A 25955-nucleotide genomic window follows, 5' to 3' on the forward strand; every position below is an offset into this window, starting at 1 on the left:
GCTCCTTCGCGGGCTCGGGTGCGGCGACTGTCGCGTTCATACCCGTTTCGCGTATCACCGGAGGGCATCGGTGCCACCGTTGGTCGGAAGGGTCACCAGCAGCAGCGAGCAGCAGCCAGAGGCAGCGAGGCGGTGGGTCGGATGACGAGCAACGATCTCGTCGTGGTTCTCCCGGGAATCACGGGCAGCACCCTCGGGGTGCGCGGCGCCGACGGGTCGCCGGCGAGCGCCAACCTCATCTGGGCGCCGAGCGCCGGGGCGGTGTGGAAGATGTTCACCGGCGGCGACTCGGTGCTGAAGCACGCGCTGCCGGCCGGCATCGGCGACGCCCACCCCGGCGACGGCGTCGAGGCGGTGGCGCTCATGCCGGACGTCCACGTCATCCCCGGCATCTGGACGCCGATCCGCGGCTACGACGTGCTCGTCGACGCCCTCGAGAAGCTCGGCTACCGCCGCGACAACGGCGCCCAGCCGCCGAACCTCATCGCCTTCGCGTACGACTGGCGCCTGTCCAACCGGTACAACGGCCAGCGGCTCGGCACCCTCGTCGAGCCCGCGCTCGAGCGGCTGCGCGCCCGCGGCGGCGAGTGGGCCGACGCGAAGGCGGTCTTCGTCTGCCACTCGATGGGAGGGCTCGTCGCGCGCTGGTACATCGAGAAGTGCGGCGGCGCCGAGGTGACCCGCAAGCTCGTGACGCTCGGGACGCCGTGGCGCGGGGCCACCGACGCCCTCGAGCAGCTCGTCAACGGCGTCAAGAAGGGCATCGGTCCGTTGTCGGTCGACCTGACGGCGTTCGCGCGGAGCATGCCGTCGCTGCACCAGCTGCTGCCGGAGTACGCGTGCATCGGCGGCGCCGGTGGGGCGTCTGCTGGCGGGGGCTGGGCCAAGACGACCGAGGTGCAGGTGCCGAACGTCGACACGGCGATGGTCGCCGACGCCATGGTCTTCCACACCGACCTGCAGGCGGCCGAGGCGGCCCGACCGGGCAGCCGCGACACGACGCACATGGTGCTCGGGGTGCGCCAGCCGACGCAGACCACCGTGACCTTCCAGGACGGCCGGGCCATCACGTCGCAGACCTTCGGCACCGACGACGACTACGGCGACGGCACCGTCACCCTGACCGGGGCGGTCGGGCTCGGGGAGAGCCTCGACACCAACCTCGCGGTCCGCGTGCCCGACCAGCACACCAACCTCCAGTGCAACCCGTTCGTCCTCGACCAGGTGCAGGAGATCCTGACCGCCAAGCCCGTGCGCCGGCGCGACCTCGCCACCGTCAGCGTCCGGGCCGTCGTGCCCGACCTCGTCACCGAGGGCCACCAGCTGCGCGTCGCCTTCGACCTCGAGGCCGACGACCCCCAGGCCGGCTCGCCCGACCAGCCCGTCGTCGTCACGGTCAGCAGCGAGAAGGGCACGGTGCTCGCCACGACCGAGAAGACGACTCGGGACGGGCACGGGTCGGCGCGGTTCGCCGACCTGCCGCCCGGCACGCACACCGTGACGATCGGGGGCTCGGGCCCGGCCGCGACGGTGCGGCCGGTGACCTCGACGACGCTCGTCTGGCCGACCGACACCTGACGCGTCGCCGGGTGCGACGCGGAAACCGCTGGCGCGTGTCGGTGCCGGGTGCTGGGGTGGGGCGATGACCGACACCACCTCCTCGTCGTCCCTGCCCGCCGACCAGCGGATCGGCTGGGACTGCGTCGCCCTCGACTGTGCCGATGCGGCCGGCGTGGCGCAGTTCTACGCCGACCTGCTCGGCGGCCGGGTCGAGGCCGACCCCGACGGCGACTGGTTCAACGTCCTCTGGGACGGCCCGCGCATCGCCACGCAGGTCGCCCCCGGCCACACCTCACCCGACTGGCCGCGCGGCGAGCAGCAGGCGCACCTCGACTTCGTCGTCGTCGACATCGCGGCCGCGCACGAGCGCGTGCTCGCCCTCGGTGGCACCGCTCTCGATCCCGTCGAGCCGCCGCAGCCCTCGCCCGAGCGCGGCTTCCGCGTGTACGCCGACCCGGCCGGGCACCCGTTCTGCCTGTGCCGCCCCGCCGAGGACGCCTGGGGCTGAAGCGGACCCGCCGCGTCAGGCGTCGGGCAGGGTGATCCCGAAGTGCTCCGCGAGCACGGAGGGTCGCTCTGACGCGTCGACCGTGCGCTCGTCGCGGCTGCCGTGCGTCGTCGTGATGAGGCGGTCTCCGCTCAGGGTGACGCGCCCGGTCGCGGTGAGCCGTGAGGCGAGTCGCTGCCTGGTGAAGTGGCTCTCGGGGGAGGTCTGCTGCCACTCGTTGCGCGGCGCGAAGTCCGCGAGCGGGTGCGGCCGGGTCGTGAAGGTGTACCGCGGCGCCCACTCCCCGGTCCGCGAGCCAGCCGGGCGCTCGCGATAGGTCCACGTGCCGTCGGTGTCGCGGGCGAGCCCGACGTCGGTGCCGCGCTCGCGGCGCACGAACCCATCGCGCAGCGGCAGCGGCTCGATGAACCCTGCGCCGAAGCCGACGTCGGCGAGCACCCGCTCGTCCATCGCCTCGCTGTCGACGACGAGCGCGAGGTGGTCGAACTCCGGTGTGAAACCCCCACCGCTCATCGCCACCGGCGCCGACACGAGGTCGACGCGGTAGCCGACGGTGCGTAGCAGCGCCGCGAAGAGCCCGTTGAGCTCGTAGCAGTAGCCGCCGCGCCGGTGCCGGACGACCTTGTCGACGAACGCGTCGAGGTCGAGGCGGATCGGCCGGCCGAGCTCGATGTCGAGGTTCTCGAACGGCACGGCGAGCAGGTGGGCCCGCTGCAGGCCCGACAGCGCCCCGAGCGTCGGGGCCGCCGGCAGGGTCGCCCCGATGTGCCGGGCGTACGCGGCGGCATCGGCGGCGCTCAGGAACTCGGTTCTCGCGTCGGTGCTCGGGTCCATGGACGCCATCGTGCGATCTCCAGTGCACCTGAGGTCAAGCGGTGGGCGTGGACGCGATGGTGGGTGCGGTGGGCAGCGGCAGGGTCACCCCGACCATCGTGACGCCGCGGCCGTCCCACTCGAACCCGGTGCGGTCGAGCAGGTCGTGGGCGACCGCGCGCAGCGTGCCGGGGTCGAGCGTCGGCGCCGGCAGCAGCCCGCGCTCGAGCGCCTGGACGCCGTCGTCGTATCGCACGATGACCTCGATGCGAGCGGGCAGCCGGGGCGGACCGTCGAGACCGGCGATCCGCTGGACCGCCCGCGAGACCTGCTCGTCGAGGACTGCGACGACCTTGGAGCGGGTGCGGGTGGCGGCGAGCGACCGTGTGGCACTGACCGACCGGCGCGGGCCGGGAAGGCGGATCATGGCGTCGTCGGTGCCGGCGGCGATTGCGACGAGCCGCCGGGCCATCGCCGTGGAGACGACGCCCTTGAGGCGCTCCTCGTCCCAGCCGTACAGGTCGGACACGACGAACAGGCCTGCGGCGTGGAGCTTCTCGTACGTCGTCGGGCCCACACCCCAGAGGTCGTCGAGGTGCAGCCGGGGCCGCACCCGCGCCTCCGTGTCGGCGTCGACGACGACGAGGCCGTCGGGCTTGGCGCGCCGGCTCGCCAGCTTGGCCATGAGCTTGGTGCGCCCGACCCCGACGCTCACCGGCAGGCCGACCTCGGCGCGGGCCGTGCGCCGCAGGGCGGCCGCCATCCCGGCCGGGTCGCCGCGGTCGCGGTCGGTGACGTCGAGGAACGCCTCCTCGATCGAGCCGGGCTCGACGAGCGGCGTGTAGCGGTGGAACACCTCGAAGAGCGCCCGCGACGCCTCCTCGTACACCTCGTCGCGGTAGCCGACGACGAGCACCTCGGGCCAGCGGCGGGCCACCATCCGCGTCGACATCCCGGCGTGGATGCCGAGGGCGCGCGCCTCGTAGGAGGGGCAGGCGACGACCTCGTGGGCCACGACCATCGCACGCCCGCGCAGACGCGGGTCGTCGCGCTGCTCGACCGAGGCGAGGAACGCGTCGGCGTCGGCGTGCAGGAGGACCACGTCCCCACTCAACACCCGCACGCCGACAGAGGTCGGTGCTGTCAGTAGCCGGCCTGGTCGAGGGCCTCGGTGGTCAGCTGCCGGCCCAGCTCGATCATCTCCGCGGCTCGGTGGAAGTCGAGCGTGCGCACCGCGTTGGACGGGACGGTGACGAGGACGTCGGGCGGGTTGCTCGCCATCCGGTAGCGGGAGATGAGGGCGCTCATCGTGTCGAAGCTCATGTTGAGCAGGTCGACGGTGCCGATGTCGGCGCGCCCCGTGACGAGGGCCTCTGTCGGCGTCTGCGGCACGAGCTCGGCCGCCTCGGCGGGGATGATCGCGTCGGCGTCGACGTCACGGGGGTGGGAGAACCGGCTCGTGATGGCCCGCACCCGTTCGGAGTCGAGCACCTCGGCGGCGCTGCGACGCAGGCGGCTCGTCCACTCCTCGCGCGGGCGCGGCTCCGAGGACTCCTTGACCGGCGTCGCGGTGCCGGTCGAGGACCGCATGCCCGACAGCGACACCGCGATGGTGACGTCGGCGGGCGCGGCGGCCGTCGGCTCGATGGGGATCGGGTTGATGAGGCCGCCGTCGACGAGGACCCGCCCGTTGATGACGGCCGGCGTGATGACGCCGGGGATCGCGATCGAGGCCCGGATCGCGTGCTCGACGGGTCCGCGCTGGAACCACACCTCGCGCCGGGCGTTGATGTCGGTGGCCACGGCGGTGAACGGGATCGGCAGGCTCTCGATCGTCGCGCCGTCGAGGATCTCGCCGACGCGGGCGATGATGCGCTCGGCCCGGATGGCGCCGCCGGACGCCGTGAGGTTGAGGTCGAGCAGGCGCCACACCTCGCGCTGGGTCAGGCTGCGCGCCCAGTCGGTGTACTCCTCGAGTCGGCCTGCTGCGGCGAGGCCGCCGACGAGCGCGCCCATCGACGTGCCGGCGATCGCGACGACCTCGATGCCTCGCTCGGCGAGCACCTCGAGCGCCCCGATGTGGGCGTAGCCGCGGGCTCCGCCCGACCCGAGCACGACTGCTGCACGCGTCCCGTCTGCCACCCGTCCGACGATACGACGCGCCCCGCCGCACCCGTGCGGCCCCGGGCGAGCGCTTCGTCACACCGATGCCAGGTCACCCGACGCCCGTTGACCCGACGCCGCCGGGCACCCGACGCGTGCCGACGCCGGGATCCCGCGAACCGCGCACGGACGACCGGCGGGGGACATAGCCTCCGTCGGGTGACGGGGGAGGCGTCGCTCGGCGACGGGGAGAGGCGGATGCGGCTGCGCTACGCCGGGACCTGCGTGCTCTGTGGCAGGGCCCTGGAGCGGGGTGCCGCCGCCGTGTACTCGCGGATCACCCGCACGGTGCGCTGCATCGGCTGCCGGGCCGCCACCCACGCTGGTGCGGTCGACCCGCTGCGCGAGCTGCCGCTCGTCGACGGGGCGGCCGGGGCGTCCGCCCGGCGCGAGTTCGACCGTCGCCACACGCGCGCGAGGAGCGCGTCCGGGCCCGGGCGCCGCGCATCGGGGGCCTGCTGCTCGCGCTCTTCGGCGACCCGCAGAGCACGCGCGCATGGGAGACCGGGGCTGCGGGCGAGGAGCACGTCGGCAAGGCGCTCGACGCCGCGGCGGGTCCGATGTTCCGCGTCCTGCACGACCGCCGGGTCCCGCGCTCGCGCGCCAACATCGACCACGTCGTGGTCTGCGCGTCAGGAGTCGTCGTCATCGACGCCAAGCGCTACAAGGGCCGGCCGAGGCACGTCGTCGAGGGCGGCTTCCTGCGCCCGCGCGTCGACCGTCTGCTCGTCGGGACGCGTGACTGCACCCGGCTCGTCACTGCGGTCCTCGGCCAGGCCGACGTCGTGCGAACTGTCCTCGGCCCCGACGTCGGCCCCGACGTCGACGTCGACGTCACTGCGGCGCTGTGCTTCGTCGACGCCGACTGGCCGCTCATCGGCGGGTCGTTCGTCATCGACGGCGTCGCGGTGACGTGGTCCCGGCGTCTGGTGTCGGTGCTCGGTAAGCCGGGTCCGCTCGACGCCGACACGATCGCCGACCTGCACCGGCGGCTCGCGACGGCGTTGCCGCCGGCCTGAGGCGGGTCGGGCGCCGGCCTACTGGCCGGGGTCCTCGCCGGTCAGCCCGTCGACGTTCTCGCGGAGCAGGTCGATGTGTCCGACGTGCCGCGCGTACTCCTCGACCATGTCGACGACGATCCGACGCGCGTCGGGCGCTTGACCGCCGCGCCCCGTGACGGCCGCCGGGTGGTCGAGGCCGCCGTCGGCCAGGGCCTCGGCGAGCCACCGCCGCGACCGGTCGCACGAGGTCTCCCACAGCGCGAGCAGCTCGTCGGGGGAGTCGTCCGCCGCGGTGCGGAACTCCCACTCCGGGTCGGCGTCGAAGTCGACCGATGCCCACGGCTCGCTCGCGGGCCGGCCGTGCAGCCGGACGCCGAACCAGTGGTCCTCGACGAGCGCCAGGTGCTTGAGCAGGCCGCCGAGCGTGAGGGCGGACGGGCCGAGCTGCTTGCGCATCCCCTCGGCGTCGACCCCGCTGCACTTCCAGCGCACGTAGCCGCGAACCCGTTCGAGCTCGCCGAGGAGCATCTCGACCTCGGTGCCGGCGACCGGTGGGTGTGCCGGCGGCGGGAGGTAGAGGGAGAGGTCTGCGGGCGGGAGGTCGGTGGCAGCAGGCGCGTCGGTCATGGGAAGGAGGCTAGGGCTGGTTGCGGACGATCCACGGCCGCAACGTCCCTGCCCTTGCTCCGGGCTCAGCCGGCGTTGAAGCCGCCGTTGCTGTGGAGCAGCTGCCCCGTGACCCAGCCACCCTGCGGCGACAGGAGGAAGCGCACGAGGTCAGCCGTGTCGGACGGTCGCCCGAGGCGCCCGGCCGGCGTGTTCGCGGTGCCGAGGCCGCGGATCTCCTCGGTCATCCAGCCGGTGTCGATCGGGCCGGGGTTGAGCACGTTGGCGCGCAGCCCGCGGCGCCCGAGCTCGACGGCCGCCGCGATGACGACGCGGTCGAGGGCACCCTTGCTCGCGCCGTACGGCAGGTTGTTCGCCGTGTGGTCGCTCGTCAGGGCCACGACGCTGGTGACGGGCTCGTCGGGGTCGGCCTGCTCGGGCAGCCGGTCGGCGACGGCGCGCAGCAGCAGCCAGGCGGCGCGGGTGTTGACGGCGAAGTGCCGCTCCCACGACTCGAGGGTCGTCGACGTGACCGAGCTGTCGACCGACTCGCAGTGCGACATGACGACGCCGCGCAGCGGCCCACCGAACGCCGAGACCGCCTGTGCCACCAGGGCTTCGGGCACGTCGGGGTCCGCGAGGTCGGACGAGACCAGCTCGACGCGGACGCCGAGGTCGCGGCACTCCTGCGCGATGTCCACCGGGTCGTCGGCGCCCTGCTCGTAGCCGAGGCGGTCGTCGTACGGACGCCAGTGGTGCAGGACGAGGTCGTGGCCGTCGGCTGCCAGCCCGAGGGCGATCCCGGTGCCGATGGAGCGCCGCCTCCCGACTCCGGTGACGAGGACGGTTCCGGGTGGCCGGGTCATGGTGGGCTCCTTGGCTCGCGGGACGACGACGCCGGCCACGCAACCAGACGCCGCACCAGGGCACAACCGGTTTGTCGGGCGGGCTGGGTGAGGACGTGTCGCGAATGTTCAAGCCGCACAGAGCATCCGGGCCCTAGCGTCGAGGTCATGACCGACACCGCGCGCGACGCCGCGACCCCCAGCCCGAGCAGCACCGGCACCGGCACAGACACCCGGGCGGCCACCGGAGCTCACACGACGAACGGCGTCCCGCACGGGTCGACGAGCCTCACGCCCTTCATCGCCGTGCCGCGCGCCGCCGAGGCGATCCGCTTCTACGAGGGCGTCTTCGGCGCCCGCGTCGTCGACGTCACCGAGATGGGCGGCACGGTCGTCCACGCCGAGCTCGACCTCGGCAACGGCCACCTCCAGCTCGGCGAGCCCGTGCCCGACTACCACCTCGTCGCGCCGCCCGAGGGCGAGGACGACTGCTACTCCCTCGGCCTCTACTGCCCCGACGTCGACGCCGTCGTCGAGCGGGCGCTCGCTGCGGGCGCGACGCTGCGCGAGCCGGCCACCGACTTCGTCTCCGGCGACCGGTACGCGAGCCTCCGCGACCCGTTCGGGGTGCGCTGGAGCGTCATGACCCGGGTCGAGGACCTCTCCGAGCAGGAGAGTGCCCGACGCGTCGCCGAGTGGGCCGCCGAGGCCCAGAAGCAGGCCGAGCACGCCCAGCAGCAGGGCTGAGCCTCACAGGTAGTCGATCGCGAGCGCGTCGAGGCGGGCCTCGTCGGCGAGCAGGTCGATGCCGACGACGCGCCCGCCCTCGACGGTGAAGGCGAAGACGACCTTCGGCACACCGTGCAGCATCCACACCGCGCCGACGCGTCCGTCGAGCGTCGCGAGCCGGGCGCCGCGGGCGCGCCCGTCGAACATCGCGGCGACGGCCTCGGGGCCACGCACCTCGGCCGGGGAGCCCATGAGGGCGGCGGCCGCGTCGGACCGGACGACGACGCCGGGGTCGAGCAGCTCGAGCAGGCGCGCGAAGTCGCCGCCGCGCGAGGCCGCGAGGAACGCCTCGACGACGTCGCGCTGACGCGTCCTCGACGCCGGGGCTGCGGCCCCGGGGAGGTCGTCGACGCGCTCGGCGTCGAGGTCGACGTCGGAGGCGCGGACGCGACGCCGGGCCCGGCTCGCGAGCTGGCGCGTCGCCGCGGGGGAGCGGTCGACGACGTCGGCGATCTCCTCGAACGGCAGGCCGAAGAGGTCGTGGAGCACGAAGGCGAGCCGCTCGGCGGGCGCCAGGGTGTCGAGCACGACGAGGAGGGCGAGGCCCACCGAGTCGGCGAGCTCGGCCTCCGCCGCGGGGTCGGGCGGACGCGTCCCGCCCACGGGTGCGGCCGGCGCGTCACCGAACGCGCCACCCAGCGCCTCGGCGTCGGCGGCGTCCCACAGGTGCTCGCGCCGGGCCGACCGGGAGCGCAGCATGTCGAGGCTGATCCGCGCGACGACGGTCGTGAGCCAGCCGCCGAGGTTGGCGACGTCGCTCGTGTCGGTGCGGCTCAGGCGCAGCCAGGCCTCCTGCACGGCGTCGTCTGCCTCGACCGGCGAGCCGAGCACCCGGTAGGCCACGGCGCGCAGGTGCCCGCGGTGCTCCTCGAAGCGTCCGGCCAGCCAGTCGGGCGTCGGTCCGGGGTTCGTGTCCATCGCCGTGTCACATCCTTCGTCTCTGTTCCGTCATGGGTCTGACGGGCCAGCCGGGCCCGATGTGACACCGACAAGGAGCACCCCGAGATGACCGACGCGACCAGCACGACGAGCCTGCCCGCCATGACGACCATCGTCTACGCCGTCACCGACCTCGACGCCGCGAAGGCCGCCTTCACCACCGTCCTCGGCGACCCGCACACCGACCAGCCCTACTACGTCGGCTGGAAGGTGGCGGGTGTCGACGTGGCCCTCGACCCGAACGGCCACCGCAAGGGGCTGGCCGGCCCGCTGCCGTACTGGACCGTCGCGGACATCGCGGCCTCCCGCGACGCCCTCGTGGCGGCGGGTGCGACGGTCGTGCAGGAGCCGTCGGAGGTGGGTGGCGGGCGACGCACGGCCGTCCTCGCGCTGCCGGACGGTGGCCACGTCGGCATCCTCCAGGACGCCGCGCCGGCCTGAGCGGTCACCCGTCTTCGAGCCGGCCGGGCCCGGTGGTGTCGGACCTCCGACGCCACCGGGCCTTTGCATTGTCCGCGCCAGAAGCGTTGAGGGACAGTCGAACTCGTGATCCGGTGGCTGGCCGGCCGGGGGTGTCCATGCCCGGCTCGGCAGGCCCGTCGCGGCCCTGCCCGTCGGAGCGGGTCTTGCGCGATGTCGGGGATGTGTGCAGGATGGTTGGCGATGTAAGCGCTTACAACGCATCGCATCACCGACCAGGACTCGACGACGAGACGGAGGTGGCCTCCCATGGCAGCCGAGCAGGCCCGACGTGCCCGCCGCGCCACCCAGGCCTCCACCGACGCGTCCGCCGCCGGGTTGGCGCCCGCGTCCGTCCCTGGCGCCGGGGCGACGATCTACTCGGTCGCCGAGCGCGCCGGCGTCTCCATCGCCACCGTCTCCCGCGTCCTGCAGGGCGCCGACGTCGTCTCCGACACGACCCGCCGCAAGGTCCTCGACGCCGTCGACGCGCTCAACTACGTGCCCCTCGGCGCCGCCCGCAGCCTCGCCGTCCGCCACCACGAGGCGTACGGCCTCGTGCTCCCCGAGCTCACCGGCCCCTACTACGCCGAGCTGCTCCTCGGCTTCGAGACCCGCGCCGCCGAGCTCGGCCAGAGCGTCACCCTGCTGCTCACCGAGGGCAAGGCCGACGCCGCCCGCGCCGTCCGCCGCCTCGCCACCCGCGTCGATGCCCTGGCCGTGCTCGGCTCGGCCGCGATGCCGCCCGCGGTGGCGCGTGCCCTGCACGGCAAGAAGCCCGTCGTCATCATCGCCGGCGAGCCCCAGGACGGCATCGAGAGCGTCACGGCCGAGAACGCCCACAGCGCGGCCGAGCTGACCACCCACGTGCTCGGGCACGGTCGGCGTCGCCTCCTCTTCGTCGGCGACCCCGCCGGCGCCCCCGACATCGCCGAGCGCCACGCCGGCTTCGTCGCGGCCCACCACGCCCTCGGGCTCGAGCCGGCCGAGCCGGTCCGCGTGCCCTTCCGCGAGGCCGACGGCGAGCTCGTCGCCGACCGTCTCCTGTCCGGTGAGCTCGACGCCGACGCCCTCGTCTGCGCCAACGACGAGCTCGCGCTGTCGATCATGACGCGCCTGCAGGACGCCGGCCGCGACGTCCCCGGCGACGTCGCCGTCGTCGGCTGGGACGACGTCATGACGGCCAGGTACGTGCGCCCGGGTATGACCACCGTGCGCCAACCGGTCCGCGAGCTCGGCGAGCTCGCGGCCGAACGTCTCCACCAGAGGGTCCAGGGGGGAGAGCCGCCGTCCGAGCGCCGGCTGCTCCCGACCCGGGTGGTCATCCGCGGCTCGTGCGGCTGCGCGAGCCCGCGCCCCATATCCGCCTCCGGTCCCACCGGTCCCGTCCCGACGCGCTGAGCCGCCCGTCCCCGACGGGCCGACCGGCCCCTCCCACCCCAGATCCCCGACGTCCGACCCTCCACGACACCTGATCCCGACCCGCCCCTCCACCACGTGCGACCGCGCCCCCCGGCAACCCACGCTGCACGTCCCCGAGAAAGAGAGAACACCCGATGAGACGCACCACCGCCATCACCGTCGCGTGCATGACCGCCGCGGCCCTGACCGTGACCGCCTGCGGCCGAGGCTCGGACAACGGTGGCCCCGCCGCCGGACAGACCGGAGCCGCCGTCAGCACCGGCAAGGCGAGCGGCACCATCACCGTGTGGGCCATGGGCGCCGAGGGTGACAACCTCCCGCAGCTGACGAAGGACTTCGAGGCCGCCAACCCGGGCGTCAAGGTGCAGGTCACCGCCATCCCGTGGGACGCCGCGCACGACAAGTTCACCGCCTCCATCACGGCCGGCCAGACGCCCGACGTCGCCATGGTCGGCACGACGTGGATGGGCGAGTTCGCCGGCATGAACGCCCTCGACCCGACGCCGAGCTCGATCGACAAGTCCGCGTTCTTCGACGGCGCCCAGAAGACGACCGAGGTCAACGGCACCTCCTTCGGCATCCCGTGGTACGTCGAGACGCGCGTCGTCTTCTACCGCACCGACCTGGCCAAGAAGGCCGGCTACGACACCGTCCCGGCCGACTGGAAGGGCCTGCACGACATGGCCAAGGCCATGCAGACCAAGGCCGGCGCCAAGTGGGGCATCGGCCTGCAGGCCGGCGGTGAGGGCTCGTGGCAGACCGTCATGCCCTTCGCCTGGGGCGAGGGCGCCGACCTGACCAAGGACGGCGGCAAGGCCTACAACTTCGACAGCCCGCAGCTGCTCAAGGCGACGCAGTACTACCAGTCGTTCTTCACCGACGGCATCTCCGACAAGGCGGCCCCGGCCACGCCGACGACCGAGCCCGACTTCGCGAGCGGCAAGGTGCCGATGTTCATCTCCGGCCCGTGGATGATGTCCGCGGTCGAGAAGGTCGGCGGCGCCGGCTTCAAGGACAAGTACAACGTGGCCCCGATCCCGGCCGGCTCGGCGGGCTCGTCCTCGTTCGTCGGCGGCTCGAACTTCGTCGTCTTCAAGAACACGAAGAACCGTGACACCTCGTGGAAGTTCGTCCAGTGGCTGACCGACCCGAAGGTCCAGGCCAAGTGGTACTCGATCTCCACCGACCTGCCCTCGGTCAAGAGCGCCTGGCAGGACCCGGCCCTCGCCGCCGACCAGAAGCTCGCCGTCTTCGGAAAGCAGCTCGAGACCGCCAAGGCCCCGCCGTCGTTCCCGACGTGGGAGCAGGCCGTCAAGGGTCTCGACACCGAGATGGAGAAGATCACCAAGACCGGCGAGGACCCGGCTGCCGGGCTCAAGACCGCCCAGCAGCAGGCCGAGTCCATCGGCACGGGCGCCTGATCCCATGAGCGTCCAGACCGCAGCCTCCCGCCGGACCGCGAAGGCGGCCCGGCGGGAGGGGCGGGCCGCGTGGATCCTCGCGCTCCCGTTCTGCGTCCTGTTCCTCGCCTTCACGGCGTGGCCGGTGATCCAGTCGCTCTTCATGAGCTTCACCGACACCAAGGCCCGCGACCTGCGCACCCCCTTCGCCGTCGACGTCATCGGGTTCGACAACTACGCCAAGGCGCTCTCGGACCCGATCTTCCGGCAGGCCGCCTCCAACACGGCCTACTTCGTCCTCGTCGGGATGCCCCTGACGCTCGTCGTGGCCCTCGCCGCCGCCGTGGCACTCGACAAGGGCATCACCCGGTTCCGGGCCGTGTTCCGGCTGGGGTTCTACATGCCGGTCATCACCTCGATCGTCGCGGTGGCCGTCGTCTGGCGCTTCCTCCTGCAGGACCCGGGCGGCCTCATCAACACCGCGCTCGGCTGGGTCGGGATCGAGGGGCCGAACTGGCTCGGTGACCCCAACTGGTCGATGCCGTCACTCATCCTCATGGCCTCGTGGCGCAACTTCGGCACGGCCATGATCATCTTCCTCGCCGGCCTGCAGGCCGTGCCCGCCGAGCTGCACGAGGCGGCGGCCATCGACGGCGCCGGCGCGTGGAAGCGGTTCCGGCACGTGACCCTGCCCCTGCTGCGCCCGACGCTGCTCTTCGTCATGGTGACGACGGCCATCGGCTACCTGCAGTTCTTCGAGGAGCCGTACGTCATGACCAAGGGCGGCCCGCTCAACAGCACGATCTCGCTGTCCTACTACACCTACCAGCAGTTCGGGTTCGGCAACTACGGCGTCGCGTCGGCGATGAGCTACCTCATCTTCGTCGTCATCGCGATCGTCACGGCCATCCAGTTCCGGCTGCTGCGAGAGAGGACCTGACATGGCCGTCGACACCGCCCCCCGACCGACGCAGGAGGTGGCCCCCGCGCCGCCCTCGCGCGCGCCGCGCTCGGGCATGGTCGGCTCGAGCCGGGGTGGGAAGTGGTGGCTCTACGTGCTGCTCGCCGTGGCGCTCGTGGTCGTCGTCGCCCCGTTCGTGTGGATGGTCCTCGGCTCGTTCAAGGGCGAGGGCGAGCTGCGCCAGGTGCCGCCGACGTGGTGGCCGCAGAGCGCCTCGCTCGACAACTACACGATGCTGTTCAGCAAGCTGAACTTCGGCCAGTACTTCTTCAACTCCATCGTCGTCGCGGCCGTCGTCACGGCGGGCAACCTCGTCTTCTGCTCGATGCTCGGGTACGCCTTCGCCATGCTCGACTTCCGGGGCAAGCGGCCGCTGTTCATCGCCGTCATGGCGACGCTCATGATCCCGGGCGTCGTGACGTTCGTGCCGCTGTTCGTCCTCGTCGCCAACGCGGGCCTCGTCAACTCGCTGCCGGGGCTGATCCTGCCGTTCCTCGTCAGCCCGTTCGGGGTGTTCCTCATGCGCCAGTTCATCCTCGGGCTGCCCCGGGACCTGCTCGACGCCGGACGCGTCGACGGCGCAGGTGAGCTGCGGATCTTCTGGCGGATCATCATGCCGCTGTGCGGCCCCGCCCTCGCGACGCTCGGCATCCTGACGTTCCTCGGCAGCTGGAACAACTTCCTCTGGCCGCTCGTGGTGGCCCAGAAGGAGGACAAGTACACCCTTCCCGTGGCGCTGGCCCTCTACTCGACGGGCCAGAACAGCACCAACTACGGCGTGCTGCTCGCCGGCGCCACCGTCGTCATCGTCCCGATCCTCGTCGTGTTCCTCGTCTTCCAGAAGCGCTTCATCGAGGGCATCGCCACGACGGGCCTCAAGTAAGCACTCACGCATGCCAGGAACGGAGAACGCCCCCATGTCCGACCGTCCCACCACCCCCACCTCCTCCTCCGCACCTTCCCTCACCCCCTCCCGGCGCAGCCTCCTCGTCGGCGGGGCCGCCTCCCTCGCGGCCTTCGCCCTCGCGCCCGCCGCGTCCGCAGGTGCCGCGACGCGCAGCGGCTCGGCCCCGGCCTTCCTGCGGGGCGGGCTCAACGCCCAGACGCGGCGGCTCGACGCCGCGCTCGTGCGCACCTGGGCCGCCGACACGTGGCGCAGCCTCGTCGCGATGACCGACCCGACGACGGGCCTGCCCGCCGACAACATCCCGGAGAGCCTCGCGGCCACAGACCGTTCGGGCTACACGTCCCCGACGAACATCGGCGGCTACCTGTGGTCGACGATCGCCGCGCGCGAGCTCGGCATCATCGGCCGCGGCGAGGCATCGGCCCGGCTCATCCGCACGCTCAAGACGGTCGAGCGGATGGAGCACCACACGCCGAGCGGCATGTACTTCAACTGGTACGACGAGGCGACCGCCAAGACCCTTCACTCGTGGCCCGGCTCAGGCGACAAGGTCGTCCCCTTCTGCTCGAGCGTCGACAACGGCTGGCTCGGCGCCGCGCTCCTCGTGGTCCAGCAGTCCGACGCCGCCGCGCGCCCCTGGGCCAAGCGCATCTTCGACCGGATGCGCTGGGACTCCTTCTACAACGACAACAGCGACCCGGCCCACCAGGTGCGCCCCGGCGGCCTGATCCACGGCGGCTTCTACCCGTACGAGGACGGCCGCCCCGGCGGCACGTACCAGGGCACCCACATCGGCGGCGACCCCGTCTGGCTCACGACGCACCACTACGACACGACCGTGTCGGAGACGCGCATCACGAGCTACCTCGGCATCATCACCGGCCAGATCCCGCCCAAGCAGTACTTCGCGATGTGGCGCACGTTCCCGGCCACCTGCGACTGGAGCTGGCACGAGATGCAGCCGGTGGGTGAGAACCGCACCTACTACGGCATCGACGTCTACGAGGGCGCCTACACCTACCGGGGCATGCACGTCGTGCCCGGCTGGGGCGGCAGCATGTTCGAGGAGCTCATGCCCGACGTCTTCGTGCCGGAGGCGGACTGGGCGCCGAACAGCTGGGGCCGCAACCACCCGCTGCACGTGCGCGCCCAGCGCGAGCACGGCCTCGACGACGCCGGCTACGGCTACTGGGGCTTCAGCCCGTCGAGCGACCCGTTCGCCGGTTACCGCGAGTACGGCGTCGACGCCCTCGGCCTCAACCCCGACGGCTACTTCTCCGACAAGGAGCGGACGAGCTACGACCCGGGCTTCGGCACGTGCCGCGCGGCGACCAACCCGAACCCGACGTACGGCGACGGGGTCGTCACGCCGCACGCCGGCTTCCTCGCGATGATGCACGAGCCGGACGAGGCGTTCACCAGCCTGGCGAACCTGCGGGCCGACTTCGACTCCTACGGCCGAGGCGGGTTCTTCGACGCCGTCGCCGTGCGGTCGGGCACCGTGGCGCGCCGCTACCTCTCGCTCGACCAGGCGATGGTCATGGGCGTCGCCGGCAACGTGCTCGGCAACGGCGTCATCCGACGCGGCTTCTCGACGCCGGCCGTCGAGAAGCGCCTCCGCCCGGTCATCGGCGTCGAGGAGTTCGGCGCCGGGATCGCCTGAGCCGCAGGACAACCCACCCACCGAAACACCCCCTGACGCGTCGGGAGCAGCCCACCGGCCCCGACGCCCCCTCCGTGGCCGCCCGCCCGCCTTGCCCCCTCTCCGCGGGCGGCCACGGAGCCCTCACCACCGCATGAAAGGCTTCACCCGTGCGACCCGAGACGAGCACGACCGACGACGGGGTCACCTACCGTGACCTCAACGGCAACGGCCGGATGGACCCCTACGAGGACCCGCGGCTGCCGGTCGGCGAGCGCGTCGAGGACCTCCTCGGTCGTCTCTCGCTCGAGGAGAAGGTCGGCCTGATGTTCCAGACCGTCATCGAGGCCGGGACCGACGGTTCCGTGCTCGAGACGCCCGGCAACATCAGCAAGTCGCCGACGTCCGAGGTCGTGCTGACCAAGCACCTGAGCCACTTCAACGTCCACGCCCTCGACGACCCGCGCATGGCCGCGCGCTGGAGCAACGCCCTGCAGGCCCTCGCGGAGCAGACCCCGCACGGCATCCCGGTGACGATCTCGACCGACCCCCGCCACGCGTTCATCGAGAACGTCGGGGTGTCCTTCTCGGCCGGCGCGTTCTCGCAGTGGCCGGAGCCGCTCGGTCTCGCGGCCCTGCGTGACGCCGACCTCGTGCGCACCTTCGCCGACGTCGCCCGCCAGGAGTACGTGGCCGTCGGCATCCGCGCCGCGCTGCACCCGACGCTCGACCTCGCCACCGAGCCGCGGTGGGCCCGTCAGGCCGGCACGTTCGGCCAGGACCCCGACCTCGTCACCGAGCTCGGCGTCGCCTACCTCAAGGGTTTCCAAGGGGATTCGCTCGGATCGGCGAGCGTCGCCTGCACGAGCAAGCACTTCCCGGGAGGCGGCCCGCAGAAGGACGGCGAGGACGCGCACTTCCCCTACGGCCGCGAGCAGGTCTATCCCGGTGGGCGGTTCGCCGACCACCTCAAGCCCTTCCCGCCGATCATCGAGGCCGGCACGGCCGGGATCATGCCCTACTACGGCATGCCGATCGAGCTCGAGATCGACGGCGAGAAGATCGAGCCGATCGGCTTCGGCTACAACAAGCAGGTCGTCACCGGGCTGCTGCGCGAGAAGCTCGGCTACGACGGCGTCGTCGTCACCGACTGGGAGCTCGTCAACGACAACCACGTCGGCGACCAGGTGCTGCCAGCCCGCGCCTGGGGCGTCGAGCACCTCGACCCCCACGGCCGGATGGAGCTGATCCTCGAGGCCGGAGCCGACCAGTTCGGCGGCGAGGAGTGCGTCGAGGTCCTCATCGACCTCGTCAAGGAGGGCCGCGTCACCGAAGAGCGCATCGACGCGTCCGCCCGCCGGATCCTCGCCGTGAAGTTCCGCCTCGGCCTGTTCGACGACCCGTACGTCGACGAGGACGCGGCCGCCTCCACCGTCGGCCGCCAGGACTTCCGCGACCTCGGCCGCGCCGTCCAGGCCCGCTCGGTCACGCTCTTGCAGAACGGTGCCCCCGCGGGGGCACGTGCGGCAGGGTCGAGCGTCACGTGCGCCGACGCGACGCTGCCGCTGCGTGACGGCCTCAACGTCTACGTCGAGAACGTCTCCCCGGAGGCGGCGGCACGCCTCGGCACCGTCGTCGACCGGCCCGAGGACGCCGACGTCGCCGTCGTGCGCGTCACCGCGCCGTTCGACCCGCGCTCGGACCTCTTCCTCGAGTCGTGGTTCCACCAAGGCTCGCTCGACTTCCCGCCCGGTCTGGTGCACCGCCTCGGACGGGTCGCCGCGGCGTGCCCGCTCGTGGTCGACGTCGTGCTCGACCGCCCGGCGGTGCTGACGCCGTTGCTGCCGATCGCGACGACGGTCGTCGGCAGCTACGGCACGAGCGACGACGCGCTCGTCGACGCGCTGACCGGCGTCGAGTCGCCGCAGGGCCGGCTGCCCTTCGACCTGCCACGCTCGATGGAGCAGGTGCGCCGGCACGGCGAGGACGTGCCGGGCTACGACGACCCGCTCTTCACCTTCGGTCACGGCCTCGGCGCCTGAGGCGCGCCAGGGTCCGAGCCTGGGCGTCCCGGGTCAGCCGGTGTAGCCCTCGACGGTGCGCTCCGAGCGCACCTGCGCGCCCTCGGGGTCCTGTCCGGCCTCGCGCCGGGCGCGGCGCTGGCGCAGGAGGTCCCAGCACTGGTCGAGCTCGACCTCGAGGCGGCCGAGGCGCGCGTGCTCGTCCTCGGGCGTGATGTCACCCTTGCCGAGCGAGTCGCGCAGCGCGTGCTCCTCGTCGATGAGCGACTTGATGCGGCTCTGGATGGAGACGTCGTCAGCCATGGCTCAGTCTCGCACGCGGTGTCGATGTATCTGCGGCTCGCGCCGGGGCACTGATCGGTGTGAATGGTCGCGAACCGGACCCGAGGGGGCCGAGTGGGTCGAACGGCCCGAAACCCGACCTGACGCGCTCTCGACTTCGGCGGTTGGCCCGTTGCGGTACGTGAACCGCCACCCGGGCCCGGCATCGCAGGCTGCGCACCCGCGAACCGGGCCCTCGAGCGCGCCCTCGAGCCGGGCTGTTGCTCAGGTGCGGGCCGAGGCGACGACCTTGCCCGTGTCGGTGCGCACCTCGATGGCGCGGATCTGTTCGGGGCTCAGCGCCGTCGCGCCGGTGACCTTCGAGTAGCCGGACGCCGTCGCGCGCCAGGAGGCCGCGGTCGTCGCCCTGCCGCTGCCGTCGATGACGTAGAGGGCCAGCGCGCCGGTCTTCGGCATGTCCTCGCAGTCGATGTCGACCTGCGTGCCCCACCCGCGGGTCACGAGGGCGACGTCGACCTTGACGGCCGACCCCGGTGCGGCCGCGACCGTGTAGTGCGTCGTCGGCGGCGTCGAGGCGAACAGGCGCGGCCCGAGCAGCACGCCGCCCGCGAAGAGCACGACGGCGGCGGCCGCGGCGACGGCCGAGAGCCACGTGCGACGCCGCCGGCGACGCCGGGCCACCTCGGCGAGGAGGTCGGTGACGCGTCCGTCGTCGGTCGGTGGCAGCGACGCGGGGGGAGCGTCGGTGGTGTCGGTGAGGTGCGGGCCGCCGTCGGGCCCGGCGAGGTCGAGCAGCCGCGGCAGCCCCGACACCTGGCCGAGCTCGGCCTGGCAGTCGCGGCACGCACGCAGGTGCTCGGTGAAGGCCCGGTGGTCGTCGTCGGCCAGGCCACCGAGCACGTACGCACCGAGGAGCACGTGCACGTCGTCCGGGCCGGCGTTCATCGGGTCACTCCCATCTCGTCGAGGATCACGCGCAGGTTGCGCACGGCGTAGTAGGCCCGCGACTTGACGGTGCCCTCCGGCACCCCGGCGCGGACGGCGGTCTCGGCCACCGAGAGTCGTTCGTAGTAGAGGCAGCGGACGATGTCGCGGTGGGCCGGTTGGAGCCGGCCGAGCGCCTCCTCGACGAGCACCTGGTCGAGCGCCCGGTCGAGGGCGGCGTCGTCCGCGGCGACCTCGACGAGCTGCGCCTGCTGGGGGCGGCGGGTGGCGGCGCGGTGCTGGTCGACGATGAGGTGCCGGGCCGTCGTGATGAGGTAGGCGCGCAGGTTCTCGGCCTCCGGCGCCTGTCGCCAGACGCGGAGGATGACCTCCTGGACGATGTCGTCGACGCGGTTGGCGTCGTTCGTCGCCCGCCACACGACGCGCCGGAGCATCGGGCCGTGCTCGCGGTAGATCTCCGCGACGGCGTCGTCGTCGAGCGGCATGCGACCCTCACCTCCTTGCGTTCGCGCGTGCTCTCGTAGGCGAGGACGTCGCCGCCCGGCCTGCGGTTCACCCGCCGCCACACCCCGAACCGTCTCACGCCCGCCTAGCGTGGGGGCATGGACAGCGCACCGGCACCCGACGCGTCGGGCGTGCCGCAGCCCGACGCGTCCGACCCGCACCCGGTCACCGGGCAGCGCTTCCCGTCCCCGGTCCCGCCGGGCACCGGATGGCCCGGCGACCCGGCCGATGCGTCGACGCCGGTGGCGCGCACCCCCGCGCAGGTGGTGCGGCTCGCGCGCTCGGCGGCGTCGGTGCCCGAGCTCGACGCCCGGGTCAGCGTCTGCCGGGCGTGCCCGCGCCTCGTGCAGTGGCGCGAGTCGGTGGCCCGCACCGGGCGGCGCGCGTCGTTCGCCGACCAGCCGTACTGGGGGCGCCCCGGTCCGTCGTTCGGCGACCCCGAGGCGCGGGTGCTCGTCGTCGGCCTGGCCCCGGCGGCCAACGGCACCAACCGGACCGGGCGGATGTTCACCGGCGACCGGTCGGGCGACTGGCTCTACGCCGCCCTGCACCGGGCCGGCTTCGCGAGCCAGCCGACGTCGGTGGCCGCGGGCGACGGCCTCGAGCTGACCGGACTGCGCATCGTCGCCACGGTGCGCTGCGCCCCACCGGAGAACAAGCCGTCGGCGCAGGAGAAGGCGACCTGCGCGCCGTGGCTCGACCGCGACCTCGAGCTGGCCGAGCCCTTCGTCGAGTCGCTGCTGGCGCTGGGCTCGATCGGGTGGGTCGCCGCGATCGGCGCCGCCCGACGCCGCGGCTGGGCGGTGCCGCGCCCCAAGCCCCGCTTCGGGCACGGCGCCGAGGCGATGCTCGTCACCGCGTCGGGGCGTCCGGTGCGCCTCGTCGGCAGCTACCACGTGAGCCAGCAGAACACCTTCACCGGCAAGCTGACCGAGGCGATGCTCGACGAGGTCCTCGCCCGGCTGTGACCCGTGGCAGGATCGGCCGACGTGACCGATCCCCACGCTGCTCCGACCGCTGCCGCCACCACCTACCGCTCGGAGGTCGGTGAGGCCGACGCTGCGCTCGACCAGCGCCTCTCCGACGAGCTCGACGTGGTCAACGCGGCCGCGACCGTCGGCACGCCCGCCGCCCGCGAGCTGACCGTGCGCCTGCTCGACGCGTCGGGCGAGCTCGCCGCCGGCGTCAGCGGCTGGACGTGGGGCGTCGCCGCCGGCATCGGCATGACGTGGGTGCGCGACGACGCGCGCGGCCAGGGCCTGGGGGAGCGGCTGCTCGCCGACTTCGAGACCGAGGCCCGGGCACGTGGGTGCACGCACGTGTTCGTCACGTCGTTCACCTTCCAGGCGCCCGGGTTCTACGAGAAGCAGGGCTACCGCGAGATCTTCCGCTGGGAGGGCGTGCCGACCGCCGACTCCGACGACGTCCACCTCCGCAAGGAGCTCTGACCCACCGGTCCCCGACGCGTCAGCCCTGGCCCTGGTTCGCGACGCGCCACCCCACCGGGGTGCTGACGAAGCAGAGGCTCCACGGCTGCTCGCCCGCCTGCATCGACCCGTCACGGCTCTCGGTGCTCGTCATGCGGAACGGCACGCACTGCTCCTCCTCGCCACCGGCCTGCTCGGCGGTGAGGACCGTCGGACCCCCGAGGTCGCCGTAGGAGGTCATCGTCGGTGACGTGCACCAGGCGAAGAGCTCCTCGCGCACCGTCATGGCCCGGGTGAAACCGCAGTCCTGCCGCACCGCGGCGTCGAGGTACGCGGTCGCGGCGTCGCGGAGGGACACGCCCGCTGCGGGCAACGGTCGCTGGGGTGGCTTCGGCTGCGAAGCCTCGTAAGCCCACACGCCGCCGGCTCCGGCACCGAGCACCACCAGCGCCGCCAGCACCCCCATCCGAACCCGCTTCCGAACCCCTGTCATGTCCGCATGGTGACAGCCCGGAGCGCGCTTTGGTGCTGATGACGTTGCGGAACGGATCCTCACGTGGGGGCGAACCGGTCACGGTCAGGCGGTGTTCGCGAGACGCTGGCGGGCATGGAGACCATCAGCATCCCGTGCCCGACGAAAGGGTGCGGCGGAGTCGTCACGGTGACCGCGGAGCCGGTGCACGGCGGGACCGCGTGGCGCATCGACCGTCAGGACGGCGAGCCCGCGCTGGCCTGCACCAACGCGTGCGCCTCGCCGGCCGACCTCGAGCTCCCCGTGCTCCGCGAGCTGCAGGCCGGCTAGTCGGTCGAACCCGGCCATCAGCCCGGAGGTGGCGACGCCCCGGAGGGGTGGAGGTCGACGAGGTGCAGGTGCAGCGTGCCGCCGGTCGGGGCGGGGTAGCTGCGGCCGAGGCGTGGTCGTGGTCGGCGGGGCCGTGGCGGCGGCCCGACGGGTGTGTCGAGCGATGGCTGGGGTGATCGGGTCGGTGGGCCGATGGGCCAGCCCTGCCGGGTGTCGACCCGGAGCCCGTCCGCTGTGGTGGGGTCGCCGGTGATGGCGTACTCGCCTCGGTGGTGGCTGTCGTGGTGGAAGGTGCACAGGCACAGCAGGTTGTTCAGGTCGGTCAGGCCGCCGTCGCGCCAGTGCACGCGGTGGTGGACCTCGAGGTAGTCGGCTGAGCTGACCGGGCAGCCGGGGAACCGGCAGCCGCGGTCGCGGTCCAGGACGAGGACGCGGGTGCGGTGCGGGACGACGCGGTGGGTGCGCCCAACGTTGACCGGGTGGCCTTGCGTCTCCCACACCGGGACCAGGGTGCCGTCGCAGGTCAGCCCGTCGACGACGTGCCGCGGCAGGCGCGGGGTGCCGGTGAGCCAGCCACCGGTCGTGTCGAGGTGCACCTGCACCCGGTATCTAGCCCGACGCGCCGGAGTCTTCTCGGTGCCGACGTCCAGCGACCGGGTCGCGAGCAGCACAAGCGCATCGGCCCAGGTGATGCGTCGCGGGCCGGGGGTGGTGGCCGGATCGGTGTACGGGTCCCACTGGTGCTGGGCGTCATCGCCGTCGTGGCCGTGTGCGGTGTCGGTGACGGCGTGGAACAGGTGGTCCTTCGCCTCCGCGAGGGCCGCCCTCACGAGCTCGCCGACCTCGGCCGGGGCGTCGTACCGCAGCCGGAACCGGCCATCCGCGTCGACGCCCATCGACAACGTGGCCGGCTCGACAACCTCTGGCTTCGCGGCCGGGTCCTGCTCGGCGGGCAGGAGCCGGCCCTCCTCGTCGAAGGTCCGCGGTTCGAGGGTGAAGTCGTACCGGGCGACCGAACGCTGCAGCTGCGGCACCGTCGCGTGCCGGGCGAACTCCGCCACCGTGGCATCGAACGCCGCCGGCGCGTGCCGCGCGACGACGGCCGCCTGGTCCAGGCTGATCCGCCCGTCCCGCAGCGCCGCCGCGGTCTCCGGCAGCTCACCCGCCCGGCGGGCCATCAGCACCACCGCGGACGCGTGCCCCCGCGACAAACCCGCCCGGACCACGAGCCAGTGCTCCGGCGAACGGATCCCGGCCGCCTGCCACGACCCCTCCACCAGCGCCACCGCCACGGCGTCGACGAGCCGGCCGTGCGCGTCGTGCAGGTCGGCAGCCAGGGACGCGACGAGGTCCCAGTCCTGCTCGATCACTGCTTGCGACATACCTTTATCGTACAGGTGTTCGAATGGAGAGGAAAGGGTTGCCCACACCCAATTCCTTTGGACTCCAGTCCGTTTCGTCAGGCGGCACGGCGGAAAGCCGGTCTGATCGCTAGTCCTTGATCGACGTCCGGACCCGCGTCGGGTGACGATGGAGGATGGCCATGACCCGGTTCCCCGAACCCGCGAGCACGCTCGACCTGCGCGGCCTGCTCCTCGACTACCTGGACTTCTACCGCGACGTCGTCATCGGCAGGGTCGAGGGCCTCGATGCCGACATGTTGCAGGACAGTGTCGTCCCTTCCGAGTGGACCGCGGCAGGTCTGCTCAACCACCTCGCCAACGTCGAGCGTCGTTGGATGGCATGGGGTTTCGAGGCCGAAGACCTGCCAGACCCGTGGCGTGACGCCTCGGCCTCCGAGCGCGATGCGGGCTGGGTGTCGCCGGCGGTTGGAGTGCAGGAGCTGGCCACCCGGGTGCGACGCGCGGGCGCGGACACCCGGCGCATCGCCGAGGCGCACGAGCTGACCGACCGCGCGGCCGTCGGCGGGCGCTTCACCGACGTGGAGTCCGCCCCGCAGCTCCAGTGGGTCCTGCTGCACCTGATCCAGGAGTACGCCCGGCATGCCGGGCACCTCGACATCTGGCGTGAGCTGCACGACGGTGCGGTGGGTGAGGTGTCAACAGCAGGGGGCGACGCGCGCGGGTTAACGTGAGGGCATGTCCGGTCAGCCGTACTGGGAGAGCGCCGTCGAGCGACAGATCCGCGAGGCGCAGGAGCGGGGCGACTTCGACAACCTGCCCGGCGCCGGCAAGCCGCTCGACCTGGGCGACTCGGGCGACCCCGACTGGTGGGTCAAGCGGTTCGCGCAGCGCGAGAACCTCGACCTCGGCGGGGCCCTGCCCGGTGCGCTGGCCCTGCGCAAGGAGGCGGCCGGCTACCCGCAGGCCCTCGCCGACGTCCGCACCGAGGCACAGGTGCGCGAGATCGTCGAGGACTTCAACAAGCGCGTCCTCGCCGACCGGCTGCGCCCCGCTGTCGGCAACCTGCCGCCGATGCTGGCCCGCACGCTCGACGTCGACGAGATGGTCGCCGCCTGGCGGGTGCTGCGCGACGAGCGTGAGGAGCAGCTGCGCGCCGCCCGCGAGGAGCGCGAGGCCGCCGCCGCGTCCGCCCGGCAGCCGGCCGGATCGTGGTGGTCGCGCCTGTTCGGCCGCGGCTGACAGGCAACTGGCGGGCGGCTGAGGAGCCCTACCCAACCGGCGCCCTGCGTGTCACCATCACGGGGAGCCGTGTCGCGCTGACTCCACCGGTCGCCGCGGCACCCGTCGCGAAGGTGCGCATGTCTGCAGCCAGTGGACTCGAGGCCGCCCTGACTGCGTTCGAGGACCCCGCAGCCAAGGCGCGTGACCTGCTGCGCCTGCACCGCGACTGGTCGCGCACGCGTGAGGTGCCGCCGCACGTGCGCGGCGTCGTCGCCCGGTCGTGGGGCCGGCAGCCGGCCGACGCCGGACGCGTCTCGCTGCCCATCGCCGACGACGCCCTCCTCGCGCGGCGCGACCGTTCCAGCGTCCTGGGCTCGGTCGTGCCGCTGCTCAAGGAGCGCCTCCTGCCGCTCGCGAACGAGGCGGGCAACGAGCTCGTCATCAGCGACGACGAGGGCTACCCGCTGTGGATGTTCGGCCCGTCGTTGGTCCGGCGCCGCAGCGAGGGCATCGGCTACGTCGAGGGCGCGCGGTGGCGCGAGTCCGACGTCGGCACCAACGCGCTCGGCACCGCGATGGAGGAGCTGCGCCCGGTGCAGATCTTCGGCCCGGAGCACGCCCGCGAGGACCAGCACGCCTGGGTCTGCACGAGTGCCCCGGTCGTCGACCGCCGGGCCCGGACGCCGCTCGGGGTGGTCACCCTGAGCGGCGCCTTCCGCACGGCCCACCCGCACACCCTCATGCTCGTGTCGATGGCGGTGCGCGAGGCCGTGCAGAAGCTCGCCGGCGAGCACGAGCGCGACCTGCGACGCGTCGCCCGGGCCAGCGAGTCCCTCACGACGCGTGGGCGTTTCGTCGTCGTGGACCGGCACGGCTGGGTGGCGCGGGCACAGGGCTGGGGCCTGGGCGAGCGTCCCTGGGTGCCGAGCGGCCTGCGGGCCGGGTCGCTGTGGGTGCCCGAGCTCGGGCACGTCGTGGCCGAGGAGGTCGCGGGCGGCTGGGTGCTCCGGGAGGATGCGTCGGTCGCGAGCCTCGAGGTGGTGCGGCGCCCGACGCCGCGGGCCCTGCTCACCTCGGAGGGCACGACCACCGAGATCCCGCTCAGCGAGCGCCACCTCGAGATCGTCGAGCTGCTCGTCCGGCACCCGGAGGGCCTCGGCGTCACCGCCCTCATGGGGCACCTGTCCGGGGCCACGACGGCCGTCACCGTGCGCGCCGAGATGTCCCGGCTGCGCAAGCGACTCGGTGGCCTCCTCGAGAGCCGCCCGTACCGCCTCGCCGTCCCCGCCTCCGTCCGCGACTGACGCGCGGCCGGGTCCAGAGCGCTGCAACCCTCTGCAACGCTGTCGGCCGCCCTGCGCCCGCACCTAGCGT

28 protein-coding genes are annotated in these 25955 nt (G+C 73.1%); 17 read left to right on the top strand and 11 right to left on the bottom strand.

Annotation, left to right across the window (positions count from 1 at the left end):
- The first annotated feature begins 162 nt into the window (after positions 1–162).
- Positions 163–1578 (top strand): esterase/lipase family protein, encoded by a 1416-nt coding sequence (locus RY076_RS02295; RefSeq protein WP_323095809.1) that lies wholly within the window; start codon positions 163–165, stop codon positions 1576–1578.
- A 64-nt stretch (positions 1579–1642) separates the two neighbouring features.
- Positions 1643–2068, top strand: coding sequence for a VOC family protein (locus RY076_RS02300; RefSeq protein WP_323095811.1), 426 nt, complete (start codon positions 1643–1645; stop codon positions 2066–2068).
- A 15-nt stretch (positions 2069–2083) separates the two neighbouring features.
- On the opposite strand, the gene RY076_RS02305 is transcribed toward RY076_RS02300, so the two are convergent.
- From RY076_RS02305 to RY076_RS02315, 3 genes are read right to left on the bottom strand one after another with little or no spacing between them, the layout of a single operon-like run.
- Complete coding sequence (locus RY076_RS02305) at positions 2084–2902, bottom strand: arylamine N-acetyltransferase family protein (protein ID WP_323095812.1); 819 nt, start codon at positions 2900–2902, stop codon at positions 2084–2086.
- A 34-nt stretch (positions 2903–2936) separates the two neighbouring features.
- Positions 2937–3983, bottom strand: coding sequence for a Y-family DNA polymerase (locus tag RY076_RS02310; RefSeq protein WP_323095813.1), 1047 nt, complete (start codon positions 3981–3983; stop codon positions 2937–2939).
- Positions 3984–4024: 41 nt separating this feature from the next.
- Positions 4025–5023: a patatin-like phospholipase family protein gene (locus RY076_RS02315; RefSeq protein WP_323095814.1), complete on the bottom strand. Its 999-nt coding sequence runs from the start codon at positions 5021–5023 to the stop codon at positions 4025–4027.
- 581 nt (positions 5024–5604) lie between these two features.
- Between RY076_RS02315 and RY076_RS02320 the strand changes: the two genes are divergently transcribed.
- Positions 5605–6063, top strand: a complete 459-nt coding sequence (locus RY076_RS02320; RefSeq protein WP_323095815.1) for an NERD domain-containing protein — start codon at positions 5605–5607, stop codon at positions 6061–6063.
- An 18-nt stretch (positions 6064–6081) separates the two neighbouring features.
- Here the strand turns inward: RY076_RS02320 and RY076_RS02325 are convergent, their stop codons facing one another.
- Together RY076_RS02325 and RY076_RS02330 are read right to left on the bottom strand one after the other, a co-directional pair.
- The gene (locus RY076_RS02325; RefSeq protein WP_323095816.1) at positions 6082–6672 is read right to left on the bottom strand and encodes a DinB family protein; all 591 of its coding nucleotides are present in this window, start codon (positions 6670–6672) and stop codon (positions 6082–6084) included.
- A 65-nt stretch (positions 6673–6737) separates the two neighbouring features.
- Positions 6738–7517, bottom strand: a complete 780-nt coding sequence (locus tag RY076_RS02330; protein ID WP_323095817.1) for an SDR family oxidoreductase — start codon at positions 7515–7517, stop codon at positions 6738–6740.
- Between the two features lie 147 nt (positions 7518–7664).
- Between RY076_RS02330 and RY076_RS02335 the strand changes: the two genes are divergently transcribed.
- On the top strand, positions 7665–8243 hold the full coding sequence (locus RY076_RS02335) for a VOC family protein (protein WP_323095818.1): 579 nt from the start codon (positions 7665–7667) through the stop codon (positions 8241–8243).
- Positions 8244–8246: 3 nt separating this feature from the next.
- Here RY076_RS02335 and RY076_RS02340 read toward each other — a convergent pair whose 3' ends face one another.
- Positions 8247–9203 (bottom strand): sigma-70 family RNA polymerase sigma factor, encoded by a 957-nt coding sequence (locus RY076_RS02340; protein WP_323095819.1) that lies wholly within the window; start codon positions 9201–9203, stop codon positions 8247–8249.
- A gap of 87 nt (positions 9204–9290) precedes the next feature.
- On the opposite strand from RY076_RS02340, the gene RY076_RS02345 reads away from it, so the two are divergent.
- From RY076_RS02345 to RY076_RS02375, 7 genes are all read left to right on the top strand, one after another.
- The gene (locus RY076_RS02345; protein WP_323095820.1) at positions 9291–9665 is read left to right on the top strand and encodes a VOC family protein; all 375 of its coding nucleotides are present in this window, start codon (positions 9291–9293) and stop codon (positions 9663–9665) included.
- Between the two features lie 288 nt (positions 9666–9953).
- Positions 9954–11084, top strand: a complete 1131-nt coding sequence (locus tag RY076_RS02350; RefSeq protein ID WP_323095821.1) for a LacI family DNA-binding transcriptional regulator — start codon at positions 9954–9956, stop codon at positions 11082–11084.
- Between the two features lie 155 nt (positions 11085–11239).
- The gene (locus tag RY076_RS02355) at positions 11240–12526 is read left to right on the top strand and encodes a sugar ABC transporter substrate-binding protein (protein WP_323095822.1); all 1287 of its coding nucleotides are present in this window, start codon (positions 11240–11242) and stop codon (positions 12524–12526) included.
- A gap of 4 nt (positions 12527–12530) precedes the next feature.
- The gene (locus RY076_RS02360; protein ID WP_323095823.1) at positions 12531–13445 is read left to right on the top strand and encodes a carbohydrate ABC transporter permease; all 915 of its coding nucleotides are present in this window, start codon (positions 12531–12533) and stop codon (positions 13443–13445) included.
- 1 nt (position 13446) lies between these two features.
- Positions 13447–14349 carry a carbohydrate ABC transporter permease gene (locus tag RY076_RS02365; RefSeq protein ID WP_323095825.1) on the top strand — a complete coding sequence of 301 codons (903 nt, stop codon included), beginning with the start codon at positions 13447–13449 and terminating at the stop codon, positions 14347–14349.
- 34 nt (positions 14350–14383) lie between these two features.
- Positions 14384–16036 (top strand): glucoamylase family protein, encoded by a 1653-nt coding sequence (locus RY076_RS02370; RefSeq protein WP_323095826.1) that lies wholly within the window; start codon positions 14384–14386, stop codon positions 16034–16036.
- Between the two features lie 149 nt (positions 16037–16185).
- Complete coding sequence (locus RY076_RS02375) at positions 16186–18057, top strand: glycoside hydrolase family 3 protein (RefSeq protein ID WP_323095827.1); 1872 nt, start codon at positions 16186–16188, stop codon at positions 18055–18057.
- A 33-nt stretch (positions 18058–18090) separates the two neighbouring features.
- Here the strand turns inward: RY076_RS02375 and RY076_RS02380 are convergent, their stop codons facing one another.
- The 3 genes from RY076_RS02380 to RY076_RS02390 form a co-directional block, all read right to left on the bottom strand.
- Positions 18091–18339 carry a DUF2630 family protein gene (locus RY076_RS02380; RefSeq protein ID WP_323095828.1) on the bottom strand — a complete coding sequence of 83 codons (249 nt, stop codon included), beginning with the start codon at positions 18337–18339 and terminating at the stop codon, positions 18091–18093.
- Between the two features lie 243 nt (positions 18340–18582).
- A complete protein-coding gene (locus tag RY076_RS02385) occupies positions 18583–19263 on the bottom strand; it encodes a zf-HC2 domain-containing protein (RefSeq protein ID WP_323095830.1) in 681 nt (226 codons plus the stop codon).
- Positions 19260–19748, bottom strand: coding sequence for a sigma-70 family RNA polymerase sigma factor (locus RY076_RS02390; RefSeq protein ID WP_323095831.1), 489 nt, complete (start codon positions 19746–19748; stop codon positions 19260–19262). The genes RY076_RS02385 and RY076_RS02390 overlap by 4 nt, the downstream gene beginning before the upstream one ends.
- 117 nt (positions 19749–19865) lie before the next feature.
- On the opposite strand from RY076_RS02390, the gene RY076_RS02395 reads away from it, so the two are divergent.
- Together RY076_RS02395 and RY076_RS02400 are read left to right on the top strand one after the other, a co-directional pair.
- Positions 19866–20735 carry a uracil-DNA glycosylase gene (locus RY076_RS02395; RefSeq protein ID WP_323095833.1) on the top strand — a complete coding sequence of 290 codons (870 nt, stop codon included), beginning with the start codon at positions 19866–19868 and terminating at the stop codon, positions 20733–20735.
- A 21-nt stretch (positions 20736–20756) separates the two neighbouring features.
- The gene (locus tag RY076_RS02400; protein WP_323095834.1) at positions 20757–21215 is read left to right on the top strand and encodes a GNAT family N-acetyltransferase; all 459 of its coding nucleotides are present in this window, start codon (positions 20757–20759) and stop codon (positions 21213–21215) included.
- Positions 21216–21234: 19 nt separating this feature from the next.
- Here the strand turns inward: RY076_RS02400 and RY076_RS02405 are convergent, their stop codons facing one another.
- Positions 21235–21552: a hypothetical protein gene (locus tag RY076_RS02405; protein WP_323095837.1), complete on the bottom strand. Its 318-nt coding sequence runs from the start codon at positions 21550–21552 to the stop codon at positions 21235–21237.
- Positions 21553–21801: 249 nt separating this feature from the next.
- On the opposite strand from RY076_RS02405, the gene RY076_RS02410 reads away from it, so the two are divergent.
- On the top strand, positions 21802–21996 hold the full coding sequence (locus tag RY076_RS02410) for a hypothetical protein (RefSeq protein WP_323095838.1): 195 nt from the start codon (positions 21802–21804) through the stop codon (positions 21994–21996).
- A 17-nt stretch (positions 21997–22013) separates the two neighbouring features.
- Here RY076_RS02410 and RY076_RS02415 read toward each other — a convergent pair whose 3' ends face one another.
- A complete protein-coding gene (locus RY076_RS02415) occupies positions 22014–23378 on the bottom strand; it encodes an HNH endonuclease signature motif containing protein (protein WP_323095839.1) in 1365 nt (454 codons plus the stop codon).
- Between the two features lie 161 nt (positions 23379–23539).
- On the opposite strand from RY076_RS02415, the gene RY076_RS02420 reads away from it, so the two are divergent.
- The 3 genes from RY076_RS02420 (at position 23540) to RY076_RS02430 (ending at position 25885) form a co-directional block, all read left to right on the top strand.
- Positions 23540–24091 carry a DinB family protein gene (locus tag RY076_RS02420; protein ID WP_323095840.1) on the top strand — a complete coding sequence of 184 codons (552 nt, stop codon included), beginning with the start codon at positions 23540–23542 and terminating at the stop codon, positions 24089–24091.
- A gap of 4 nt (positions 24092–24095) precedes the next feature.
- Complete coding sequence (locus RY076_RS02425) at positions 24096–24599, top strand: DnaJ family domain-containing protein (RefSeq protein ID WP_323095841.1); 504 nt, start codon at positions 24096–24098, stop codon at positions 24597–24599.
- Positions 24600–24718: 119 nt separating this feature from the next.
- Complete coding sequence (locus tag RY076_RS02430; RefSeq protein WP_323095843.1) at positions 24719–25885, top strand: helix-turn-helix domain-containing protein; 1167 nt, start codon at positions 24719–24721, stop codon at positions 25883–25885.
- The last annotated feature ends 70 nt before the right edge of the window (positions 25886–25955 follow it).

The organism is Intrasporangium zincisolvens, assembly GCF_034724055.1.
Classification (GTDB): Bacteria; Actinomycetota; Actinomycetes; order Actinomycetales; family Dermatophilaceae; genus Monashia; species Monashia zincisolvens.

Bases quoted from the DNA above. Each gene is read 5' to 3' on its own strand.
- RY076_RS02345 (WP_323095820.1), top strand. From the start codon at position 9,291: ATGACCGACGCGACCAGCACGACGAGCCTGCCCGCCATGACGACCATC.
- RY076_RS02420 (WP_323095840.1), top strand. From the start codon at position 23,540: ATGACCCGGTTCCCCGAACCCGCGAGCACGCTCGACCTGCGCGGCCTG.
- RY076_RS02425 (WP_323095841.1), top strand. From the start codon at position 24,096: ATGTCCGGTCAGCCGTACTGGGAGAGCGCCGTCGAGCGACAGATCCGC.
- RY076_RS02330 (WP_323095817.1), bottom strand. From the start codon at position 7,517: ATGACCCGGCCACCCGGAACCGTCCTCGTCACCGGAGTCGGGAGGCGG.
- RY076_RS02360 (WP_323095823.1), top strand. From the start codon at position 12,531: ATGAGCGTCCAGACCGCAGCCTCCCGCCGGACCGCGAAGGCGGCCCGG.
- RY076_RS02385 (WP_323095830.1), bottom strand. From the start codon at position 19,263: ATGAACGCCGGCCCGGACGACGTGCACGTGCTCCTCGGTGCGTACGTG.
- RY076_RS02335 (WP_323095818.1), top strand. From the start codon at position 7,665: ATGACCGACACCGCGCGCGACGCCGCGACCCCCAGCCCGAGCAGCACC.
- RY076_RS02355 (WP_323095822.1), top strand. From the start codon at position 11,240: ATGAGACGCACCACCGCCATCACCGTCGCGTGCATGACCGCCGCGGCC.
- RY076_RS02415 (WP_323095839.1), bottom strand. From the start codon at position 23,378: ATGTCGCAAGCAGTGATCGAGCAGGACTGGGACCTCGTCGCGTCCCTG.
- RY076_RS02390 (WP_323095831.1), bottom strand. From the start codon at position 19,748: ATGCCGCTCGACGACGACGCCGTCGCGGAGATCTACCGCGAGCACGGC.
- RY076_RS02410 (WP_323095838.1), top strand. From the start codon at position 21,802: ATGGAGACCATCAGCATCCCGTGCCCGACGAAAGGGTGCGGCGGAGTC.
- RY076_RS02380 (WP_323095828.1), bottom strand. From the start codon at position 18,339: ATGGCTGACGACGTCTCCATCCAGAGCCGCATCAAGTCGCTCATCGAC.
- RY076_RS02430 (WP_323095843.1), top strand. From the start codon at position 24,719: ATGTCTGCAGCCAGTGGACTCGAGGCCGCCCTGACTGCGTTCGAGGAC.
- RY076_RS02340 (WP_323095819.1), bottom strand. From the start codon at position 9,203: ATGGACACGAACCCCGGACCGACGCCCGACTGGCTGGCCGGACGCTTC.
- RY076_RS02325 (WP_323095816.1), bottom strand. From the start codon at position 6,672: ATGACCGACGCGCCTGCTGCCACCGACCTCCCGCCCGCAGACCTCTCC.
- RY076_RS02350 (WP_323095821.1), top strand. From the start codon at position 9,954: ATGGCAGCCGAGCAGGCCCGACGTGCCCGCCGCGCCACCCAGGCCTCC.
- RY076_RS02305 (WP_323095812.1), bottom strand. From the start codon at position 2,902: ATGGACCCGAGCACCGACGCGAGAACCGAGTTCCTGAGCGCCGCCGAT.
- RY076_RS02365 (WP_323095825.1), top strand. From the start codon at position 13,447: ATGGCCGTCGACACCGCCCCCCGACCGACGCAGGAGGTGGCCCCCGCG.
- RY076_RS02395 (WP_323095833.1), top strand. From the start codon at position 19,866: ATGGACAGCGCACCGGCACCCGACGCGTCGGGCGTGCCGCAGCCCGAC.
- RY076_RS02370 (WP_323095826.1), top strand. From the start codon at position 14,384: ATGTCCGACCGTCCCACCACCCCCACCTCCTCCTCCGCACCTTCCCTC.
- RY076_RS02320 (WP_323095815.1), top strand. From the start codon at position 5,605: ATGTTCCGCGTCCTGCACGACCGCCGGGTCCCGCGCTCGCGCGCCAAC.
- RY076_RS02300 (WP_323095811.1), top strand. From the start codon at position 1,643: ATGACCGACACCACCTCCTCGTCGTCCCTGCCCGCCGACCAGCGGATC.